Annotated in this window: 23 protein-coding genes; 10 read left to right on the forward strand and 13 right to left on the reverse strand. The window is 64.8% G+C overall.

Translation table 11 applies throughout. From position 1 onward, the window contains the following. Nucleotides 1-76 precede the first annotated feature (76 nt). Nucleotides 77-1,399 carry an amidohydrolase family protein gene (locus VI26_RS13670; protein WP_197081462.1) on the reverse strand — a complete coding sequence of 441 codons (1,323 nt, stop codon included), beginning with the start codon at nucleotides 1,397-1,399 and terminating at the stop codon, nucleotides 77-79. Between the two features lie 17 nt (nucleotides 1,400-1,416). Further along, the gene (locus tag VI26_RS13675; RefSeq protein WP_053074419.1) at nucleotides 1,417-2,205 is read right to left on the reverse strand and encodes a uracil-DNA glycosylase family protein; all 789 of its coding nucleotides are present in this window, start codon (nucleotides 2,203-2,205) and stop codon (nucleotides 1,417-1,419) included. A 156-nt stretch (nucleotides 2,206-2,361) separates the two neighbouring features. Here VI26_RS13675 and VI26_RS13680 point away from each other — a divergent pair, with 156 nt between their 5' ends. Next, a complete protein-coding gene (locus VI26_RS13680) occupies nucleotides 2,362-3,924 on the forward strand; it encodes an alkaline phosphatase (protein WP_048410297.1) in 1,563 nt (520 codons plus the stop codon). A gap of 25 nt (nucleotides 3,925-3,949) precedes the next feature. On the opposite strand, the gene ampH is transcribed toward VI26_RS13680, so the two are convergent. Beyond that, nucleotides 3,950-5,062 (reverse strand): D-alanyl-D-alanine-carboxypeptidase/endopeptidase AmpH, encoded by a 1,113-nt coding sequence (ampH, locus tag VI26_RS13685; RefSeq protein WP_048410298.1) that lies wholly within the window; start codon nucleotides 5,060-5,062, stop codon nucleotides 3,950-3,952. A gap of 336 nt (nucleotides 5,063-5,398) precedes the next feature. Between ampH and VI26_RS13690 the strand changes: the two genes are divergently transcribed. Further along, nucleotides 5,399-6,100 (forward strand): hypothetical protein, encoded by a 702-nt coding sequence (locus VI26_RS13690; protein WP_048410299.1) that lies wholly within the window; start codon nucleotides 5,399-5,401, stop codon nucleotides 6,098-6,100. A 61-nt stretch (nucleotides 6,101-6,161) separates the two neighbouring features. Here the strand turns inward: VI26_RS13690 and VI26_RS13695 are convergent, their stop codons facing one another. Then, nucleotides 6,162-6,485, reverse strand: a complete 324-nt coding sequence (locus VI26_RS13695; protein ID WP_048410300.1) for a low molecular weight protein tyrosine phosphatase family protein — start codon at nucleotides 6,483-6,485, stop codon at nucleotides 6,162-6,164. After that, nucleotides 6,463-6,687: a hypothetical protein gene (locus VI26_RS13700; protein WP_048410301.1), complete on the reverse strand. Its 225-nt coding sequence runs from the start codon at nucleotides 6,685-6,687 to the stop codon at nucleotides 6,463-6,465. Before VI26_RS13700 ends, VI26_RS13695 begins: the two co-directional genes overlap by 23 nt. Before the next feature lie 164 nt (nucleotides 6,688-6,851). Here VI26_RS13700 and VI26_RS13705 point away from each other — a divergent pair, with 164 nt between their 5' ends. Then, on the forward strand, nucleotides 6,852-7,232 hold the full coding sequence (locus VI26_RS13705) for a DUF4180 domain-containing protein (RefSeq protein WP_053074420.1): 381 nt from the start codon (nucleotides 6,852-6,854) through the stop codon (nucleotides 7,230-7,232). 31 nt (nucleotides 7,233-7,263) lie between these two features. On the opposite strand, the gene VI26_RS13710 is transcribed toward VI26_RS13705, so the two are convergent. The 3 genes from VI26_RS13710 to VI26_RS13720 all read right to left on the reverse strand — a co-directional run bounded on the left by VI26_RS13710 (nucleotide 7,264) and on the right by VI26_RS13720 (nucleotide 8,544). Continuing rightward, nucleotides 7,264-7,512 carry a hypothetical protein gene (locus VI26_RS13710; protein WP_048410302.1) on the reverse strand — a complete coding sequence of 83 codons (249 nt, stop codon included), beginning with the start codon at nucleotides 7,510-7,512 and terminating at the stop codon, nucleotides 7,264-7,266. A gap of 178 nt (nucleotides 7,513-7,690) precedes the next feature. After that, nucleotides 7,691-8,059: a LecA/PA-IL family lectin gene (locus VI26_RS13715; protein ID WP_048410303.1), complete on the reverse strand. Its 369-nt coding sequence runs from the start codon at nucleotides 8,057-8,059 to the stop codon at nucleotides 7,691-7,693. Between the two features lie 167 nt (nucleotides 8,060-8,226). Further along, complete coding sequence (locus tag VI26_RS13720) at nucleotides 8,227-8,544, reverse strand: hypothetical protein (RefSeq protein ID WP_048410304.1); 318 nt, start codon at nucleotides 8,542-8,544, stop codon at nucleotides 8,227-8,229. Nucleotides 8,545-8,705: 161 nt separating this feature from the next. Here VI26_RS13720 and VI26_RS13725 point away from each other — a divergent pair, with 161 nt between their 5' ends. Both VI26_RS13725 and VI26_RS13730 read left to right on the forward strand, forming a co-directional pair. Then, nucleotides 8,706-9,077: a hypothetical protein gene (locus VI26_RS13725; RefSeq protein ID WP_156183879.1), complete on the forward strand. Its 372-nt coding sequence runs from the start codon at nucleotides 8,706-8,708 to the stop codon at nucleotides 9,075-9,077. Then, nucleotides 9,074-9,712 carry a CHAP domain-containing protein gene (locus tag VI26_RS13730; protein WP_048410306.1) on the forward strand — a complete coding sequence of 213 codons (639 nt, stop codon included), beginning with the start codon at nucleotides 9,074-9,076 and terminating at the stop codon, nucleotides 9,710-9,712. Before VI26_RS13725 ends, VI26_RS13730 begins: the two co-directional genes overlap by 4 nt. 9 nt (nucleotides 9,713-9,721) lie before the next feature. Here the strand turns inward: VI26_RS13730 and VI26_RS13735 are convergent, their stop codons facing one another. Next, on the reverse strand, nucleotides 9,722-10,807 hold the full coding sequence (locus VI26_RS13735) for a chitosanase (RefSeq protein ID WP_231581026.1): 1,086 nt from the start codon (nucleotides 10,805-10,807) through the stop codon (nucleotides 9,722-9,724). A gap of 223 nt (nucleotides 10,808-11,030) precedes the next feature. Here VI26_RS13735 and VI26_RS13740 point away from each other — a divergent pair, with 223 nt between their 5' ends. The 3 genes from VI26_RS13740 (at nucleotide 11,031) to VI26_RS13750 (ending at nucleotide 13,549) form a co-directional block, all read left to right on the forward strand. Continuing rightward, nucleotides 11,031-11,537: a hypothetical protein gene (locus VI26_RS13740; protein WP_048410307.1), complete on the forward strand. Its 507-nt coding sequence runs from the start codon at nucleotides 11,031-11,033 to the stop codon at nucleotides 11,535-11,537. A 312-nt stretch (nucleotides 11,538-11,849) separates the two neighbouring features. Next, a complete protein-coding gene (locus VI26_RS13745; protein WP_156183880.1) occupies nucleotides 11,850-12,341 on the forward strand; it encodes a surface-adhesin E family protein in 492 nt (163 codons plus the stop codon). A 116-nt stretch (nucleotides 12,342-12,457) separates the two neighbouring features. Beyond that, on the forward strand, nucleotides 12,458-13,549 hold the full coding sequence (locus VI26_RS13750) for an SGNH/GDSL hydrolase family protein (RefSeq protein ID WP_048410309.1): 1,092 nt from the start codon (nucleotides 12,458-12,460) through the stop codon (nucleotides 13,547-13,549). A 6-nt stretch (nucleotides 13,550-13,555) separates the two neighbouring features. On the opposite strand, the gene VI26_RS13755 is transcribed toward VI26_RS13750, so the two are convergent. The 3 genes from VI26_RS13755 to VI26_RS13765 form a co-directional block, all read right to left on the reverse strand. Then, complete coding sequence (locus VI26_RS13755) at nucleotides 13,556-14,977, reverse strand: hypothetical protein (RefSeq protein ID WP_048410310.1); 1,422 nt, start codon at nucleotides 14,975-14,977, stop codon at nucleotides 13,556-13,558. Between the two features lie 64 nt (nucleotides 14,978-15,041). Then, complete coding sequence (locus VI26_RS23285) at nucleotides 15,042-15,518, reverse strand: hypothetical protein (protein ID WP_053074421.1); 477 nt, start codon at nucleotides 15,516-15,518, stop codon at nucleotides 15,042-15,044. Nucleotides 15,519-15,671: 153 nt separating this feature from the next. Next, a complete protein-coding gene (locus VI26_RS13765) occupies nucleotides 15,672-16,628 on the reverse strand; it encodes a DMT family transporter (protein WP_048410311.1) in 957 nt (318 codons plus the stop codon). A gap of 110 nt (nucleotides 16,629-16,738) precedes the next feature. On the opposite strand from VI26_RS13765, the gene VI26_RS13770 reads away from it, so the two are divergent. Both VI26_RS13770 and VI26_RS13775 read left to right on the forward strand, forming a co-directional pair. Then, nucleotides 16,739-17,647 (forward strand): LysR family transcriptional regulator, encoded by a 909-nt coding sequence (locus VI26_RS13770; protein ID WP_048410312.1) that lies wholly within the window; start codon nucleotides 16,739-16,741, stop codon nucleotides 17,645-17,647. A 285-nt stretch (nucleotides 17,648-17,932) separates the two neighbouring features. Continuing rightward, nucleotides 17,933-18,709, forward strand: coding sequence for an enoyl-CoA hydratase (locus tag VI26_RS13775; RefSeq protein WP_048410313.1), 777 nt, complete (start codon nucleotides 17,933-17,935; stop codon nucleotides 18,707-18,709). Between the two features lie 164 nt (nucleotides 18,710-18,873). On the opposite strand, the gene VI26_RS13780 is transcribed toward VI26_RS13775, so the two are convergent. Then, complete coding sequence (locus VI26_RS13780; protein ID WP_048410314.1) at nucleotides 18,874-20,244, reverse strand: amidase; 1,371 nt, start codon at nucleotides 20,242-20,244, stop codon at nucleotides 18,874-18,876. Between the last annotated feature and the right edge of the window lies 1 nt (nucleotide 20,245).

The raw sequence follows: 20,245 nt of genomic DNA on the forward strand, positions 1-20,245 counted from the left end.
TCGACTTTTATGATCAAATCATATTCCTGTGTTTTATAGCATATGGGGATCGGTTTGGCGGCGCGGCGGAACACGTTCAAGGCGCGGCCAGCGGCGCGACGCCGGGGTAGACCTTGAGCAGCGCGGCGCGGACTTCGTCCAGCCGCTGGCCGCCCTTGGGCACCCCCGGTGTTTGCATGCACAGCAGCTTGGGCGCGCCGTCCACCGTCAGCGCGTCGCAGTCGGCGCGGCCGGCGGCCGTCATTGCGTCGCGGTCGCCGTAGAGCAGGCGGCCATCCACCAGTACCGCGGCTACGTCGCGCAGCCTGGCGTTCAGCAGCGTCTGACCGACGCTGGCCCGGGCGCCGGACAGAATGACGATATCGGCCTTCAGGCCGGCGCGCAGCGCGCCTATGTATGAATCCAGCGCCAGTGCCTGAGAGGGATGGCGGGTGATCATGGCCAGCCAGTCCTGTTCGGCAATCGCGCCGGCGAACTGCTCGCGGTTGACGCGATCCGCCACCCGTAATTCATCGAACAGATTGTCGCTGCCGGTGGGATTCCAATCCACGCCCAGCGACACCGGCACGCCGTGGCGCAGGGCCAGGTCGACACGGGTGGTCTGGCCGTATAGCGCCAGATTGCTTTGCGGCGACCAGATCAGTTTGCTGCCCACCGCGCCCATCTGGCGGAACTCCTCGTCGCCAAAAGCCGTGCCGTGGATGATCGCGGTGCCGGCGGTGAGCAAGCCCTTGGACTTGAGCGTGGCGAACTCGGCCAGCGCGGCGGCGTCCACGCCTTCGGCCACGTGGATCAGGAAGGCGTCGGTGGCGTTCCAGTCTATCTTGGGCGCGCCGCCGACATCCAGAATGAAGGTGCGCACATGGGCGGAGGACACCGGCAGGCCGGACTGCGGGTTTTCCGCATTGCGGACCAAGCCTTGCAGACAGCGGCCGGCGGGCGAGCCTTGAATGGTGGTGACGCCGCTGAGCAAGGCCTTGGCCTCGCCGTATTTCACCATCTCGCAGCTCAGGCCGCTGCGCTTCAGTTGGTCGTAGGGGCGCTTGAACGCCTTGTAGGCGGCGGCGCGCTGCCATTGAGCGCGGTTCTGGTAGCGCTTGGGCGGGGCCCACTTGGGTAGCGCGTTGTAGGCCACGTGGTTGTGGGCGTCGATGAAGCCGGGGAGGATGAGGCCGTCGTTCACTTGCAGCACGGTGGCGTCGGCCGGTTCCGCGCAGTCCGCGCCGGCGCAGACGATGCGGTCGCCCGCCAGCACCAGGCGGCCGTCCAGCTCTTGTTCCGGCAAGGCCAGTCGGCCGCGAATCACCAGTTGTCCGCCGGTTCCCGGGGTGACGGACAGTTCAGCGGCGGCGGGGTGGGACAGCAGCGCGGCGCTCAGCAGCCAGGGCATGGGGTTCATCTTGATCGCTCCCGTGTTCAACCCTGATCCGCCTGTGCCGTCCATAGAATGGCGGCGTTGGCGGCAGGGGTTTTCAGCTTGGCCTGGCCCTTGATCAGCCGCGTGGCCATATCGCCCTGTCCCAGCCAGGCCGGCATGCCGAACGGCAGGTCCGCCGCCGGAATCCGCGCCAGGTCCTGCTCGCGGAATCCGCTCAGCGGATAGGGCGACGGATCCGGCGTGACGCCTGGGTCCGGCGTCAGCAGCGGCGCCAAGGCGGCCAGCGTCTGGTTCCAGGACTTGAGCAGGGCGGCCGGCGCGCGCGCGGTGGGGTGCTGCGCCTGAAACAGCCGCTGCGCGGCCTTGAACGCGGCCGCGCCCGGCCAGTCGTCGAGCACCTTAGCCGCCGCCTTGCCAAAGCCGACCACGGCCTGCAGGCCGGGCTGCGCCAGTTGATCCAGCAAGCGGTTGCGCCAGGCGCGCACCGCGGCCTGATCCATGAAGCCCGCCATCTCGGCGTCGAACTGACCATAGATGCTATACAAGCTGGCGTTGACGATCACGTAGCCGTGGTCCAGGCCCAGCTTGCGCAGCAAACCCTGCACCCGCTGGCCGGCGGTGCCCACCATGGCCCGGCGCACCAGGTTTTCGTCGGCGGATGGGTCTTGCCCGACGATCAGCAGCCTGGCGCTGCCGTCCAGGCGGCCGCGGTAATAGATAGGCCCCCATTCCAGGCGGAACTTGGCCGGTAGCGCCTGGTAGCTGGCCAGCGGCGCTTGCTCGAACAGCGTGGCGAAAGAGGGCGGCGGTCCGGGGTCCCAGCGCATGTGCGTCTCCTCGAAAACCGCGTGGCGCGGCTTGGTTTGAGGTATATGCGAGCAAGCGCGTGAAGGAAATACGTGAAATCCGCTAGCGCTACATCGCCGCGTCATCTTGGAACGGCATGCTGGGCATTTTGTGTGCCAGCCGACAAGGAGAACGCCATGGACCGCCGCCGCTTTCTGAAAACTTCGCTCGCCAGCGGGGGGCTGTTGCTGGCCGCGCCGGTCCTGGCCGCGCCGGCCGTCATCGTCTCGGACAAGCAGCGGCCTGTCATCGGCTCCGGCATCCAGATCGGTGATGTGGGCGCGGACCGCGCCATCGTCTGGGCGCGCGCGGACCGCACCGCGCGGCTGCTGGTGGAATGGGACCGCAGCGAACGCTTCGCCGCGCCCCAGCTGCTGCGCGGGCCGTGGGCCACCGAGGCCAGCGACTTCACCGCGCGCGTGGATTTGCGCGGCCTGCCGGCCGGCGAACAATTATTCCTGCGGGTGCGCTACGAGGACGCCGCCCAGCCGCGCGCGCTGTCGGAACCGGTGCTCGGCCGCTTCCGCACCGCGCCGCTGGCGGCGCGCGATCTGCGCTTCGTCTGGTCCGGCGACACCGCCGGCCAGGGCTATGGCATCAATCCGGACTGGGGCGGCATGCGCATTTATGAAACCATGCGCCGGCAGCAGCCGGATTTCTTCGTTCACTGCGGCGACACCATTTATGCCGACGGCCCGATGGCGGCCGAGGTGGCGGTGGAGGGCGGCAAGATCTGGCGCAATCTGCTGACGCCGGAAGTGAGCAAGGTGGCGGAGACGCTGGACGAATACCGCGGCCGCTATCGCTACAATCTGATGGACGCCAATGTGCGGCGTTTCGCCGCCGAAGTGCCGCAGATCTGGCAATGGGACGATCACGAAGTGGTCAACAACTGGTCGGACGGCAAAGACCTGTCCGCCGATCCGCGTTACCGCGAAAAAAACATCGGCGTGCTGCAGGCGCGCGCCACGCGCGCCTTTCTCGACTACGCGCCGCTGCGGCTCCATGGCAATCGCGAGGACGAACGGGTCTACCGCCATCTGCCGCAGGGTCCATTGCTGGACGTGTTCGTGCTGGACATGCGCAGCTATCGCGGCGCCAACGGCGCCAATCTGCAGCGCGAAGGCGAGCCGGGCGCGGACTTCATGGGCCGGGCGCAGCTGCAATGGCTGCTGGAGGGTTTGCAAGCGTCGACGGCGCAGTGGAAGGCGGTGATGGCGGACATGCCCTTGGGCCTGCAAGTGGGCGATGGCAACAACGCGGACGGCAGCCCGCGCTGGGAAGCGATGGCCAACGGTGACCACGGCCGGCCGCTGGGGCGCGAACTGGAACTGGCCTGGCTGCTGCGCGAGATCAAGCGCCGCGATATCCGCAACGTGGTCTGGTTCACCGCCGACGTGCATTACACCGCCGCCCACCATTACCACCCGGAGCGCGCCGCCTTCGCCGACTTCAACCCGTTCTGGGAATTCGTCTCCGGCCCGCTCAACGCTGGCACCTTCGGCCCCAATGCGCTGGACATGACGTTCGGCCCCAAAGTGGTGTACCAGAAAGCGCCGGAAGCGCAGAACCTGTCGCCGCTGGCCGGCCTGCAATTCTTCGGCCAGGTGGACATCGACGCCCGCAGCCGCGCGATGACGGTGCGGCTGAAGGACGTGGCCGGGCAGACGCTGTTTACCCAGGAACTGGCGCCGGCCTGAAGCACGGCAGGCTTTGAACAGCTTGTTACGGCCGGTTCAGCGCCAGCAGCAGCTGATTGACGCCGTCGCTCATGGCCTGGTAACGCGTCTGCTTGCCACGGGTCAGCGCTACCCATACCGCGGTCTGGCGTTCGGGATCGATGGCGACATAGCTGAAGAAACCACCGCCGCCGGCGGTTTTTTGCAGGAAGGGCCGCGGGTCCGGCTGTTCGCGCATCGCCACCCAGCCCAGACCCAGCGCGTCGGCCTTGCCGGGCACGTCCATGCCGGCGACGCTGCGCAGCTCATTGCGCTGATAGCGCATCTGGAAGGTTTGCTGGTACAGGCGCTTGCGCTGCTCGTTCTGCGGCCGCACCAGGTCTTGCAGCCAGCGCTGCATGTCGGCGGCGGTGGAGTAAACGCCGCCGCTGCCTATGGCCGCGCTGGTGTTGACGCAGGGGCTGGTTTCCACGCCGCGCAGCAGGCGCGCGCACTGGGCGGCGCTGGGGCTGAAGGTGGTGTCCTTCATCGCCAGCGGCGCGGTCACGGTTTCCCGCAACAGGACCGGATAGGGTTTGCCGCCGGCGCTGGCCAGCGCATCGGCCAGGTAGTCGTAAGCCAGATTGGAGTATTGCGCGTTCTGCCCCGGCGCGAAGCCGGCCTTGGTCTTGGCCAGCCAGCGCCAGCGCTGCTGCTGGTCCGGCCAGACGAATACCGGCGTATCACGCGGCTTGACGCCGGGCAGCTCGCGCGGGAAACCGCTGGTATGCGTGGCAAGGTGCAGCAGGGTGATGGGCTGGCCGTTCAGGGATTTGGGCAGCCTGGCGCCCGCCGGAGCGTACTTCAGCAAGGGGTCATCCAGTTTCAAGCGGTTTTGCAAGGCCAGCGAGGCCAGCACCTCGCTGGTCATCAGCTTGCTGAGGCTGGCGATGCGCAATAGCGAGTCGGCGTCCGGCGCGCGGCGGCTGCCGGGCCGGGTTTCGCCGTAGAAGCGCTGTTGGGCGCCTTGCTTGTCCACCACCACCATCACCATGCCCACCGCCTGGCTGTCCTTGAATATCCGCTCGGCGTGCTGATTCAGTTGGGCGACGGGCATGGCGGCCTGGCTCAGCGCCGGCAGGGCGGTCAGGGCCAGGCCGATGAATCCTTTTGTTCTCATTTATTGTGTTTCCCTTGGGTGAGGCGGCGCGCCGGCGGCGCTATCGACGGCGTGTATTCTATGGGCGGCGCTGAGGGGGGCATAGCGCGCAATATGTAACAACTGTAACCATGGTGGCCGACCCAGGCCAAAAGTACAGGCGTGCCCGGTTTTCGAGATGCTATTACTGGCTAGTCGATGAAGTCCCTATCGCCGCCATTATCGGCCCCGCCTCGCCTGCCAAGGTGCCCGCCCCTGATCGACGACCTAGTGGTTCTCCATCCGTTCGAACGATTTGCCCATGCCGGGCAAGTTGCGCCCGCGCGCAAGGGAATGCCCCAACCGGAGGAAAGCGTCATGTCATCAGTCAATCAGTTTGCCTATGTGCCCAATACCAGCACGTATAAATTCGCCTATGGCGGCTCCATACCCAATATGGCGGTCGTCAACATGCCCAGCGACACCAATTGGGCGCGTTGGGCCATGCTCAACGACGGCGAGTATTACCGGCTGTACTGCTTCAAGGGCAGCAGCGCGGACACCTTGTACCAGGCCGCGTTCAATCCGGCCACGTCCAAGTACGAGTACGGCTATCACTCCATTCCGGAGCTGAAGATCACCGGCGCGCCGCCGGACGCGGACGCCAGCAGCCTGGCCATGCTCTACGACAGCAGCACCCGCACCTACCGGCTGTATTTGCGGCGGCTGGGCGCGCCCACGGTGCTGTACCAGTTCGGCTTCAATCGCGCCACCAACCACTACGAGTACGGCTATAACTCCATCCCCACGCTGAATGTCACCGGTGCGCCGCCGGACACGGACTTCCACCGCTGGTCCATGTTGTTCGACGGCAGCACCTATCGTTTGTACGCCTTCAAGGTGGGCAGCGTGGATACCTTCTATCAGTTCGGCTACAACCCGCAGACCCAGGCCTATCAATACGGTCACGATTCAATTCCGGTGCTGACCCTGGTGGGCACGCCGGCGAATAGCAATCTGACCAGCATGGCGATGCTGTTTGGCCAGGGGGATTACCGCTTCTACTTCCAGACCCTGTGACCGCGCGGCAATGAGACAGGGCGGGCTCCGGAAGGAGGCCCGCCCTGGTTTTGGGCGCATGTCAGCCGGGCAGATGGGGCGCCAGCGATTGCTCCAGCAGCTCCATCAGCTCCGGGTCCATATAGGGATAGTCGTCTGGGATCTCCAGCACATGCAGCGGCTTGTGCTCCAACAAGCGGCCAAACTGCGCCAGCAGCCGCTGGCGATGCTTGCCCTCCATCACGAACACCGCGTCCGCCCAGCGCAAGTCAGCGGCGGAGACGGTCTTGCGCGCATTGGGGCTGGTGCCGGCGGAGCGCGCCTGGATGTGCGGATGACGGCGGAACAGCGCCTCCGCGGTGGGGCTGCGCCATTGATTGCGGCTACAGATAAACAGCCAATTCATCGCCGTAATCCTCGTTGATGCGTTGGCGCATGCTGCGCGTGGGGTAGTCGATGCGCAGTTGGCGCGCTCGGTTCAGTTTGACCTGGCGGGTATATAAATGCTTCCAGTTCTTTTCCAGCGGCCAGTCGGAGGGAGCGCGCTTGCCGGCTTGCTTGAAGAAGTTCAGATGACGGCGCAGCGCGCGAGTGTCGGGATGGCTCATGATGATTCCAGCGTATTGATCGGGTTCAGCAGCCGCGATAACACGTCGGGAATAGGGCGAAATTATTCAATAAATGCCGTAAGGATGCAAGCGGACACGCTTGTTTCTCCTGCAATGTCGGTGGCATCATTTGGCGTATTTTCATCACCAAATGAAAGCATGCCATGTCCAAGCCCGCGCCTCGGCCCTTGCAGGCCGAATTGCTCACGATCCAACAGACCGGCTTGATCGAATGCCGCGCCGGCGTGCAGCGCCTGGAGCAGGCGCTGGAGCTGGTGGCGCTGTGCGGCGAGCACGATGCGCCGCGTTTGCTGCTGCTGGAAGACGCGCTGCCAGCGGATTTTTTCGAGCTGAGCAGCCGTTTTGCCGGCGAATTCATCCAGAAGCTGGTCAATTACCGCATCGCGGTGGCCGGGGTGTTCGCCGACGGCAACGCGCATGGCGAGCGTTTTGGCGAATATCTGCGCGAAGCGCGCCACGGGCGCCAGTTCCGCGCCTTTGACGAGCGGGAGGCGGCGCTGACGTGGCTGGCGGCGCAGCATTGAACGCCGAGCCGCCGGCCACTTGGCCGTGGGTTTAGTTGTTGGTGCGGCGGGCTTCGTCTTGCCGCAGCGCTTCCAGATAGTTGTGGTATTCGTCGGCTATCCAGTTGGCCGCTTGGCACAAGCCATCAAGCTGACCCAGATTGGGCTGGGGATTGGCCAGCTGTTGCCGCATGCTCAACAGCAGCGGGCGCAGCAGATTGAGCGCGTCCAGGCCGTTGGCCAGCGCGTCGGCGGTTTCGAGTTTGGAAAGATGGGGAGAGCAAGCGGGACGGGTATCCATGGAGATCGCTCCTATACAAAGCCTATGGATCAAGATTCCACGTCTGTCGGGCGTGGGTCGCCGCTAGTGTGTGTCGGTGTGTTCAGCACCAAGGGCAAGGTAGCAGTGGTGGGCGGGAGCGTCAATCGGAGGAAATGCCGACAGCTCCGTCGCGGGGCTGTCGGCTGGCGGAGGGCGATCAGACCGCGTCTTTGCCTATGCTCACCTGGAAGGAGCCGGAGTTATTGCCGTAGGTAGTGGGCACATCGTTGTAATACAGCGTGATCTGGCCCTGGGCATTGGCCGGCGCTTTCCAGCGGAACAGGCCGGTATTGACCGGGATGAAGCCGCTATTGCCGATCTTCATCACCAGCGCGCCGCAGTAGGCATCGCCGCAGACCAGGCCTTGGTTGGGTTGGTTCTTGTCGCCCTGCGGGCCCCAGTTGGGTTGCGGGCCATAGCCGGCCCAGCCGGAAGCCACGATGGTGATCAAATCGCCCGGGTTGTAGGTGATGCTGGTGGGCTCCCCGTTCGGGTTGTTCGCTGCGACAGTGCCGGTCCAAGCCATGATGAATCTCCTGATAATCGTTTGAGAGAACGCATATCGGCGCAGGGTGTCCGCGTGACCGCCGGCATTCGCCTGCTGTCACTTTATATGCTTATTTCATTAAAGTTGGCTGGGACGGCTTTTTCTGCTGGCCATTGGGATAGGGCAACCGCGATTGCCGCCGGGGATCAGCGCTTGTCGAGCTCGCAGGCGAGGCCGGTGCCGGCAAAGCCGCCGTAGAGCTTCATCTCGTCCGGTTGTTTGCGGGTGATGAAAAAGCTGTCCGGCAGCGCCTTGCCGGCTGCGTCGCGTGGCCAGGTCAGCAGGCCGCGTTCGTCCATATAGCCCTGGAAGCGCTGTTCGCCGCGGATCAATTCAACGGTCTGGCTTTGGCGGCTGAAGTGGAAGCGGCTGCTGTCGGCGCAGTGATAGCTGGCCTGCATCGCCTGCGGCTTGCAGCCGGCCAGCGCCAGGCTGGCGAGTAGGAGTGGGACGCGGATGGACATGAGCGGCGTGGGTGTGGCTATGGAAGGCCGCCAATATAGCAAGAGCGGCCGACGACGGCTAGCCGCCCTCCGCTTGCGGCTGGCCGATAACGGTGGCAACTGTTAACATGCCGATCGATTTTTTGGCTGCCGATTCCGATGGCGGCCGCAAGGAGAAAAGCATGTTCCCGCGAAAGTCTATGCTGGCGGCGCTTGGCGCGCTGATGCCGTTTGCCGCGCTGGCGGCGGATCTCTATATCGGCATGTTGAGCGTGCATGAAGGGGGCTTGCGTCTGACCCGCTGCAGCATGGGCAAGCCTGTCTATCAATTGCTGAGCCCGGAGGGCCAGCCATTGACGGCGTGGCCAGGCGTGTCGCCGGCGGCGCTGGAGGGCAAGGCGCTCACCTCGGCCCGGGTCTTGGGCGAATTCGCGGAGCGGAATGGCAAGCCGGCCTTGCTGGTGCAAGGGATGGACGCGATCCGCTCCGGCGAGTCCTGCCATCTGGATGATTGGCTGGACGGGCAAGTCAAAGCCGAGGCCGAACCGCGATGAAGCTGGGCAAGGGCAAGGCGGCGCTGGCGCTGCTGGCGTTGCTGAGCGCTGCTTACTGGGCGGCCACCCATCTGAACAGCAACTGGGCGCGCGCGGTCGGCGAGCCGGTGGACGCCTTCAACGGCGTCGCCGTGTATTACAACGGCGGGGTGCAGAATGTGGAAGGGCGCAATCTGGCGCCGGATGGCTACAACCTGGGCTTGCGCTATCAGTGCGTGGAGTTCGTCAAACGCTATTACCATCAGCGCTTCGGCCACAAAATGCCGCAGGACAAGGGCCATGCCCGGGACTTCTTCCTGCCCCGGCTGGACAATGGCGCGCTCAATCCCGAGCGCGGCCTGCTGCAATACCGCAATGGCGACGGCGACGCGCCGCGGGAAGAGGACCTGATCGTGTTCGCGCCCTGGGTTTTCAACCGCTATGGTCATGTCGCCATCGTCAGCCGGATCGGGCCGGATTTCATCGAGATCATTCAGCAGAACCCCGGCCCGTTCGGCGATGCCCGCGAGCGGCTGCCCTTGCTCATGGAGCACGGCGTGCCGCGCGTGGGGCATCAGCGGGTATTGGGCTGGCTGCGCCGCGCGCCGGAGGCCTCGGCGCCGGCCGAAGCCATCCCGCCGGCGGACCAGGGTTGAGCGGCGAGCTTATTTCAGCTTCCAGTTGGTGACTTTCTGCACCGCGGCGTCGGCGTTTTTCAGATCGGTCTCGCCCATGTTCAGCAAGGTGTTCCATTGCTTGACGCGGTTTTTGCCATTGGGCGGCTTATTGTATTCATTGCTGTCCACCACCTTGCTGCGCTCGGCGTGGAAACGGCTTAGAAAGGTTTTTTCGTCGCCGCCGCCGCAACGGGACAGCAGCCCCTGCAAGCTGTCCGCGCCGCCGCTGGCGCCCTGGTTCAGCGCGGTGTCGACGAAGGAGCCTATGGTCAGCGCGCTGCTGAAGCCGCGCTGGCGCGCCTGTTGCACGCTGTAGCGGATATAGACCTGGTAAAAGGTCTGCCACATCGCCTCGCGCCAGGCGGCGTTGTTTTGCAGCGCGCCTATCTTGCCGCAGAACACTTTTTCACTGTCGCTGATCTTGAGCACCGGCCCTTGCATGGCGCCGCGCACGCCGGCGCGCGCCAGGCCGCCGGCGACGGAAGGGTTGCCGGCGCCGCTGGCGGCGTCAAAGGCTTTGAACAGCGCCGGGCCGTCCGGCCCCTGATCGCGGGGGCCGCCGGTGGTGGCGCCGAAGATGCCGATGGTGAAGCCGCGCTCATCGTCGATGTCTTCGCAGTAACCGTAGAACTTGGGCCAGTCCAGCGAGTCCTGTTCCGGCTTGTTCACCAGTTGCATGATGTTGTGCCATTGCTCGCCGTCCAGGCCGGTATTGGCTTGCAGGAATTTCAGCGTGGCGGGGGAGAAGTTGTCGTCAGGCCTGGCCGGCTTGGCCTTGGCCGGCGGCGCGCAGCGCGCAGCCGCTATCCATGGCTGGCCGATTTCCGCCGTGCCGCTGCCGGCGAATGGCGGGTTGCCCTGGGTCCAGTAAGCGGCGGTGAAGTTGACGCCGTGATGGCTGGCCACGCTGCCGGCCGGATAGGGGATGGCGGCGTTCCACGGCGTGGCGCAGACCGTCAGCCGCGCGGCCTGTCTTTGCGTGCTGCCGGCGGGCGCGCCTTGCGCCAGCGCGTGGCTGGCCAGCGTCAGCCAGGCGCAGCCGGCCAGGCTCAATATCATGGCTAGAGATTTCAAGGGATGCTCCAGGTGAGCGCGCGGGCGAAGGGCCGCGCCGCTGAAACGCAGAAAATGCCATATGATTTTTTGTGGCGAAAGAGGGCGGCACTGGCAAATGGAACGGGCTGCGCGGCGTGAGGTGGTCGCGTCGAACTTGATGCCGGGCACGGCTTGATCGCAGAATGCGGGCTTTCCGCGTCGGGCCTCGGCCAGCGGCGAGCTTTGGAAGAGGGAGGGTGGTTTGCAAGAGGATGATAAGCGCGGCGCTGTCGGCGCGCGCCTGCCGGTGCGGCCGGCGGTGGAGGTGAGCACCTTGCTGCCGGGGCTGTTGCTGAAGAACAGCCCCTTGCTATTGATGGGTTTTTTTCTGTTGTTCATCGCCAATGGCGAAAGCGACGGCAGGGAGATGCCCGGCTATGTGATGGCCGTCGGCATCTTGCTGCTGGTGGGCTGGCGGGTGGTGGCCGAGGCTTGGCATTCGATGCCGGTGGAGCAGGTGGACGGGGTGATGCTGCTGGGCGACGAGTGGGTCGTGACCCGGCAAGCGCCCAGCGCGGTGGTGGTGCGGCATTTGTGGAAAGTGCAGTGGGTGACGCTATTGCGTTGCGGCTCCAAGGATATCCCGGTGCGCTACCACCGTCTGAAGAAGGAGGACAAGCAGCATGCGCTGGAGCTGGCCCGCCGCTTCGGCGTCAAGGTGTGGACCAAGAGCGCCTGGGAGAAGCCCAAGCGGGTGTATTGGCGGTGATGGAAACAGGTTCTAAGAGCCTGTTCAAAGTCTGCTGCGCGTCGGCGGGATGGATAGAAATGGGCGTTGAAACCGAGCTCAAAATGCTCATGTACCACCTGTACATTCCGCTTTTTCGCTCGTTTTCGCCTTGTCTCGCTCTTGCTCGCGAGACTTTGAGCAGGCTCTAAGACACCTCTCCGCAAGCCGCCAGCGGCAGGCTCGAGTTTGCGGCTGCCGCGGCCGGCATTTCCCAAGAAAAAACCGGAACTGGTATGATGCCAGACCGCTGCGACTTTAGCCGCAGCGGCTGGAAAGATATTGGGAATCATAATGTTGAGAGTTATTGCCTTGGTTTTGGCCTTGTTCGTTTCCGCTGCCCATGCCTCGAGCTGGGATTTCACTTATTTCAATCCCGATCAGGGTGCTTTGTTCATCGACAGCGACAGCATCGCCGAAACTCCTGACGGCACGGTCAAGTTCTGGGCCTTGTGCGCGCCTCGCTTCGAGCGTGGCAAGCCGGCGGAGGCTTACGCTTATCGGCAGTCGCTGTACGAGGTGCATTGCAAGCAGCGCCTGCTGGCGATGCCGCTGACGGTGCGCTTCGACGTGGACGGCTCTTCGAGCGAGCAGGCGTTCGAACAGGCTCAGATGGAGGACATCCAGCCGGATACGCAGGAGGATTTCCTGTGGACCTATATCTGCAAGCCGCGGCAGCGTCCGGAGATGGCGGTGGCGATGCGCCAGGGGATACAGGGGTTTCTGCTGGAGCAGCGGCGTTATGTCCGCGAGCAGCTGGCGTTTCAGCATGGCAAGGGCCATTGAGCGGCGTTTTTCACGGCAGGCAATCACGTCATTGGCATGATCGTTTTGCGCAAGACCATGCCATTGATGTTTGGCACTCTGTGCGTCACTGAGTCACGTACAGGAAATCACACGCCATGAGAATCGCTCCCGGTAAATTGCTGGTGCGCTGGGACTGCGCCCGGCACGAAGAGGCGCGGCTTGAAGTCTCCAAATTGAAGATGTCGCTGCGGCAATGCCGACACGATCCCGCCCCGCTGTCGCGGGCGGATGCGGTGGACTCGGAGAGCTTCGACAACACGGCGCTGTTCGCGCTGGCGTTGAAAAACCAGGCGGTACAGGGCAAGGCGCCGGTGGGGGCCGCCGGGGAGGGCAAGGGCTTGGGGCATATTCAGCGGCTGGTGGTGATAGGCGACAGCCTGTCGGATTCCGAGGGCCGCATGCTCAGCAAGAGCCTGGGGGTGATGCCGTCTTCAGGCCAGTATTATGAAGGGCGTTTCACCAATGGCTTCGCCTGGCCGGATTTCCTGGCCTCCAAGGCCTATCTGGGCAAACCGCTGGTGAATTACGCCGAGGGTGGCGCGGTGGCCGGCAAGTACTCCAAGTGGAATCCCACCTTCATGTTCATTTCCCATATGGAGCGCCAGATCAACAAGCATGACTTCAAGCCTGGCGATATGGCGGTGTTGGCGCTGGGTTCCAACGACTATATGACCTTCGGCAAGACCGATGTGGACAAGGTGATCCGGACGTATGAGCAGCAGGTGGACAAGCTGGTGGCCAAGGGAGTGAAGGATATCCTGGTGGCCGGCGCGCCGGATCTGTCCAAAACCGTGAATGCGCGTAAGCAGCCGCAGGCGGAAGCCGAGAAGCTGCACGACTTGTCGCAGCGGCATAACCAGCAACTGAGCCAGATGGTGGAAAGCTTGCAAGCCCGTTACCAGGATGCCGGAGTGACCATCCGCTTCTTCGATATCGGCGCCAAGCTGGATTATCTGATGGAGCTGGCGGAGCAGGTGGAGTACGACACCCTGCACAATAAGCACGAGGGCTATATCGACCTGCCGCGCGTGCTCGGCTTCGCCGGCGACGCGCGGCCGCTGGACAGCTCGCACCGTCATCTGTTCCACGACGAGGTGCACCCCAGCCAGGAGGTGCACCAGATCCTGGCCGCGCACATGACGGACTTCATCCGCGAGCAGTACGGGCGGCCGCCGGCGGCCGGCTGACGCGTCTCAGCCGCTGGCCAGCCGCGCCAGGTAGCGTAGCCCGCCGATGCCGGGAAGGAAGCAATAAGCGCCGCCGCGGGTGGTGATCATCCGCGAGAAACCCTGCAACACGGTGTTGTTCTTGCCCCCTCGGCCGGGCGCGGCCAGGGTGAAGCTGCTGTCCGCGGCGTCGTTGACACCGAGGAAAACGTCTTCTCCGCTGATGTTGAACACCGCGTTGCCGGCGTCCGGGTTGCCCGGCGCCGTCGCGGATTTGACGAAGTCGCTGAGCAGGTTCCACTGGCTGCTGAGAAATTCGAACTGATTGCTCAGGCTGGCGTTGATGAAGTAGCCGATCAGGCCGCGCGCCGCGGCCGAGGGATGCTCGGGGTCGTAGGCCGGGCCGTAAGGCATGGCCCGGCGCACGATGCGGTGGTGGGCGCTGTCGGTGCCCACCACCGCGCCATTGCGCGGATTGTTGCGGCGGATGTGGGAGCCTATCGGACATTTCAGGCCCAGGGTGTCGTCTTGGGACGGCTGGGCATTGACGTAGTTGAAGTCGTTCAATTGACTTATCGGCAGCGTGGCGCCCGCCTCGTCCGGCCGCAGCGTCAGCGGGTTGCCGTTGCGCCAGCGTCCGCATACCTTGGCCGCCAGCAGGTCGGGATCGATGCCGGCCTTGGCCGCGTATTCGTTCAGGAACGCGTCAAAGCCGGCCACGTCCTGTTCCAGGATGCGGAAAGCGGCATAACTGCCGTTGCGGCTGAGTTCGGGCGGTTGCACCGAGTACACGCCCTTGCCCTCGTTGCTGTAGCCGAGCAGGAATTCCCCGGTGGCGATGACGGCCTGATCATCCGGCGCCGGGCATTTGCGCGGCGGCGCGCCGGCGATGGTGGGCTGAGCGATGCTGTCGCGATAACCGAAGTGCACTTGATTGTCAGGCAGCGCCTGGGCGTCATGGGCGGACAGTTCGCTGACGGCGCCGGAGAAGGCCTGGCGCAGCCGCGCGCTGAGGCTTTCCAGCAGCGCCGGGTCCTTGGCCACCCACAGGCTGAGCACGATGTGCACCTGCTTGCCATTGGCCAGGCCGCCTATCCATTTGCCAGGCGCGCTGGCGTCGATGTCGCCAACGATGCCGGCGGTGGTCTCATTGGTGGCGCCGCGCTGGAAGGCCGGGTCGAAACTGGCCAGTTGCTCGTCGCCGACGCCCAGCTGTTTCAGTCCTGGACAGGTGAAGCCTATGTTCAGGAAGCTGTTCGGTTTCCGCAGCCAGCGCTCGGCGCTGGTGATGCGCGGCAGGCCGTCCCGGCCCTCCACCAGTTTCAGGATCAGCTCGCCGGCGGCGGCCTGGTCGCTAATGCTCAGAATGAAATGTCGGGCCAGGTCCACGCGGTAGCCGCGCAGAATCGTGCCTTGGATGTCGTCGTACGGGAGGGCGGGGCTGTTCATCGCATGCCTTTCAGCAAGGGGGGGCCAGGCGCAAGCGGCTGACCGCCTGCGCCTGGGGCGCGCTTCAATCCAGCGCGGCGAGTATGGTCTGCACCGTGTACGGGTAGGCCTGGTACAAGCCGTTGTCGTCCTTGCCGCCGCCGCCGTTGTTGGGAATATGCTGGGACGCGTCGTTCTGGGCGATGAAGGCCTGGAACGCCACCACATTATTGGCCACCGGGATCAGCGCCTTGCCGCCCACCACGAATTGCAGCAAGGCGTCGAAGACGGTGCCCACCTGGGCGACGAAGTCATTGATATAGGCGTTGAAGCTGCCGTCGTATTCGGTGATCACCGCGATCACGTAGTTGTCGCTGGCTTGGCCGGTGGGTTGCAGATTGGCGGTGGAGCGGTCCAAGAGCAAGGTGCGCGCATAGTGCACGGTGCCGATCGACGTCAGCGCTTGGTGCAGGGTGGGTTCGTATTCCGCCAAGGTGGCGGCGATGGCTTCCAGGCTGGTGCCGGGAATGACCGGCATGAGCAGGGTGAGTGGGCTGGCCATGGGGCTTCTTCCTAAGGTGGTGTGGGAATTGAAGCCTAGGTGGCGCCATATGGACTGTCAAAACGATTTATTCGTTTTGCAAACCAAATCGGGCATTTTAGGTATTGGTACTAAGGGCTTTTCCGATGGCGCGGCGCCAGGCCGCGCCGTCACTCATTTCCGATTGGTCAGCGATACGCCTATGGCCGACAGCGCGCCGCCTATCAGCATGGACGCCAGAATGCTTTCGCCCAGCAACAGCGCGCCCAGCAGCACGCCGAAAGCCGGCACCAGATTGGTGAAGATGGCAGTGCGCGACGGCCCCACCGCCCGGATGCCCTGGTAGTACCAGATGAAGCCCACCACGGTGCCGATGGCGCCGAGATAGAGGATGGACAGCCAGATCTTCCAGCCGAAGGACGCCCACGGCACCGAGACGATCTCGCCGGCCGCGCCCAGGGACAGGAAGGCCAGCCCCCACAAGGTGGCGTAGGTGGTGGCCGCGATCGGGCTCAGTGTTTCCATCGCCTTGCGCGAACCCAGGGTGTAGGCCGCCCAGCTCAGCACCGCCAGGCTCATCAGCATTTCACCGGCGCCGAAGGATTGGTGGAAATCGTGGAGGGTGCCGGCGAAGTCACCGCGGGTGATCACCACCATGGCGCCCAGCATGGCCACGGCGATGCCGGCCCAGCGCCGCAGTCCCAGCCGCTCATGGAAGACCAGGCTGGCGGCCAGCGCGGTCATGATGGGATTGAGGCTGACGAACAAGGCGGTGCGTCCGGCCGGAATGCGCGCCAGCGCGCCGAAGAAACAGAGGTTGTAGAGAAAGATGCCGGTGAAGCCGAGAAAGGCGGTGGTGGCGAGTTGCGAGCGGTTCAAGCGCGGCAGCCCGCCTTCGAACTTTTTCGCCACCAGCACCAGCAGCACGGCGGCCACCAGGAAGCGGCAGAAGGCGGCGCTCATCAGTGGCATGGCTTGCGCCAGCACTCTGCCGGCGATGAAGGTGCCGCCCCAGAACATGGCGGTCAGGACCAGCTTGCCGGCCAGAGTGGGGCGCAAGGCCGCTTGTTCGCTTGCCGGCGGCGGCGAGGGTGGCGCGATGACGGCGGCTGCGGTGCTTGATTGTGTCATGGGTGTGCATGCCGGGTCCAAGACCCGGTCTCCAATGCTATGTGGGTGTGTATATACTATTGATTGTTTGTATTCATGAAAAAATGAGCATTTGCTCATGAGGGCGGGGAATGACGTTCACGCAGTTGGAGATTTTTGCGCTGGTGGCGGAACTGGGTGGTTTCACCGCGGCGGCGGACAAGCTGGGCATCAGCCAGTCGGCGGTGTCGCATGCGATCCGGCAACTGGAGAAGGAATGGGGCCTGACCTTGCTGACGCGCGGCCAGGCCGGCATCGAGGCCACCGAGGCCGGCCGCGGCCTGCTGCTGCGGGTGCGCGAACTGCTGGGCGTGGCCGAGGCGATCCGCCAGGAAGTGTCGGCGGCGCGCGGCCTGAACCGCGGCGTGCTGCGCATCGGCTCCTTTGGCACGACCTCGTCGCTGTTGTTGTTGCCGCGCATACTCGAGCAGTTCAAGGCCAGCTATCCCGAAATCGATGTCTTCGTGGAAGAGGGCGAGGACGACGAAGTGGCGCAATGGCTGGCCGAGCGCCGGGTGGACGTGGGCTTCGTGATACTGCCCGACGAGCGCTTCGACACCATGCCGCTGGTGGCGGACCAGTTCGTGGCGCTGATCCCGGCGGCACATCCGCTGGCCAGCCAGCCCTCGGTGCGTCTGGCCGATCTGTGCGCGATGCCTTTCATCATGACGCTGGCGGGCAATACCTCCTTGATCGAGAAGTTGTTTGAAAGCGCAGGCCTGCGCCCTATGGTCAAGCACCGCTACGCCCAGATCATCACCATCGTCAAAATGGTGGAAAGCGGCGCCGGCGTGTCCATCGTCGCCGATCTCGCGGTGCCGGCGCCGCTGATGGCGCTGTGTCCCGGCATGGTGAAAAAGCCGCTGTCGCCGGTGGTGGGGCGCTCGGTGGGGCTGGCGGTGCCCAGTCAGAAACATGTGAGCCCGGCGGTGGCGGCTTTCCTGCAAACCTCCAAATCCATGGTGAAAAGCCTGCGCGGCGGCTCACTGGGCGGCTTGTGAGCGCTTAGAGCCTGTTCAAAGTCCGAGCAAGGGCGAGACAAGGCGTCGCGGCTGAGCAAGCGGAATGGACTCGTGGTGCATGAGCATTTCGAAGCGGTACTCACCGTGTCAGGTTTCACCACGCGCAGCAGATCGTAAACAGGCTCTTATCCGCGCGCGATGGCGGTGCGAGAGGGCGCGCAGTATGCTGGACCGGGTCGGCAATCCCGGTTGAAGCGGCGGGCAGTGGGTGTTTTCTCGGGATGAATTGAATATTTTAATTAATCGATGGCGGAGGCGACGGCGATGAATGCTTATCAAGATGATTGCTATGCGTTGAGTTGCGACCAACGCGGCGTTGCCAGGCTGGAGTTGCGCGCGGGCAAGGCCAACATCCTGGGTTGGGCTGAAATCAGGTCGTTGAGCCGAGCCATCCATGCGCTGCGCGATATCGCCGGGTTACGCTGCCTGGTGATCCTGGGGCGTCAGCATGTGTTCATCGGCGGCGCCAACATCAAGGACATGCTGGAGCTGGAGCCGGAAAGCGCCCAGGCCTTCATCCGCGAACTGGCGGCCTTGTGCGATAGCGTGCGCGAGCTGCCGGTGCCGGTGATCGCTCAAGTGCAAGGCTGGTGCCTGGGCGCCGGCGTCGAATTCATCGCCGCCTGCGACATCCGCATCGCGGCGGATGCGCGCTTCGCCATGCCGGAAGTCAGGCTGGGCTTGCCGTCGGTGATCCATGCGGCGCTGCTGCCGCGCCAGATAGGCGCCGGCCGCGCGCGGGCCTGGTTGTTGAGCGGACAGACCATAGATGCCGCCAAGGCGCTGTCCTGGGGGCTGGTGGACGAGGTGGTGGAAACGGAAGAGCTGGACGCGGCGGTGGAAAACGCCGTTGCCGGCCTGCTGCAATGTCCCGCGCATGCGCTGCGCATCCAGAAAACCTTGTGCAATGCCTGGGATGAGAGTGCGTCGCTGGCCGACAATATCGCCTTGACGGTGCCGGCCTTCGGCGCGACCTTCCACTACCCGGAGGCGCGGCAGGCGATGCGGGGCTTTCTGGGCCGCAACAAGGAGCGGAGCTAGCCGCCAAGAGCCGGTTCACGATCTCGAGAGCCAAGGCGTTGCGGCTGAGAACGCGGAATGTACGGGTGCTAGATGAGCATTCCGCAGACGGCACTCATCGCACAATCTTTCCACCGATGCGCAGCAGATCGTAAACCGGCTCTAAACGCAGCCCAGGCGACGCTTTACCGACGCACCCGATCAAAGCGGACCTGGCAGCGCGACTCCAGCACCTGGCCGGCGCGCAGCACCGTGGCGTCGTGGTAAGGCCGGCCGATGAACTGCACCCCGAACGGCAGCCCGGCCCGGTCCAGCCCGACCGGCACGGTCAGCGCCGGCAGGCCCAGCACATTGGCCGGCGTGCTCAGCCGGATATAGGCGGACACCACGCTTTCCTCCGTGCCGTCCGGCCAGGTGAAGCCGTGCTGGCCGTGAAGCGGCGCGGTATGCGGCACCGTGGGCGCCAGCAGCAGGTCGATGTCGGCGAACATCCGTCGCCAGGCCGCCTGCAATGCGGCTCGGGCGCGCTGGGCCTTGGTGTGATCGCTCTCCGGCACCAGCACGCAGGCTTCCAGCAAGGTCCTCACCTCGTCGCCATACAGCTGCGGCACGCTGCGCAAGCTGTTCCGGTGATGGGCGGCGGCTTCCGGCGCCACCAGCCCCCATTGGATGGGCAGGATGAGATCGGCCAGCGGAATCTCGACCGCCACCAGCTCCGCGCCGGCGGCGGCCAGTTCCGCCAATTGGTCCTGGAAGCCGGCCTGGATGTCCGGCGCGATATGATCGCAGAAATAATTGCCGGGCACGCCGATGCGCAGGCCTTCCAAGCCCTGGTCCAGCCCTTGGCGGTAGCCGCCGGCCGGCGCCGGCCGCGCGGAGGCGATGGCGTCCAGCATGGCAGCGGCGTCCGCCACGGTGCGGGTGATGGGCCCGACATGGTCCAGCGAATCGGACAGCGGCACCACGCCCTGGCGGGACACCAGGCCGTAAGTGGGCTTGAGGCCCACCAGCCCGCACAACGCCGCCGGCACCCGGATGGAACCGCCGGTATCGGTGCCCAGCGCCGCCAGCGCGCCGCCGTAGGCCACCGCGGCGGCGGAACCGCCGCTGGAGCCGCCGGGAGAGCGTTCCGGCGCCCAGGGATTGTTGGTCTGCGGCGTGGTCAGGCCAAACGCGAACTCGTGGGTGTGCGTCTTGCCGGTCAGTATCATGCCGGCCCGCCTGAGCTGGGCCGCCACCGCGCTGTCCGTTTCGGCGCGATGGTGCTGGCGCACGCGCGAACTGGCGGTGGTGGGCAGGCCGGCCGCGTCTATCAGGTCTTTCAGCGTATAGGGAATGCCATGCAAGACGCCGCGGTAGCCGCCGCCGCGTATCTCCTGCTCGGCCTGCCGCGCGGCGGCCATGGCCTGATCCGCGGCCAGGGTGACATAGGCGGACAGCCGCGTTTCCTGCTGTTGTGCGCGTTCCAGCACCGAGCGGGTCAGTTCCACCGGCGACAATTGGCCGTCCGCGATCTGGCGGGCGGCGTCCACAATGCTCAATTGATAAGCTTGCACG

Origin of the sequence: Chromobacterium sp. LK1, from assembly GCF_001043555.1 — a bacterium.
Lineage (GTDB): Bacteria > Pseudomonadota > Gammaproteobacteria > Burkholderiales > Chromobacteriaceae > Chromobacterium > Chromobacterium aquaticum.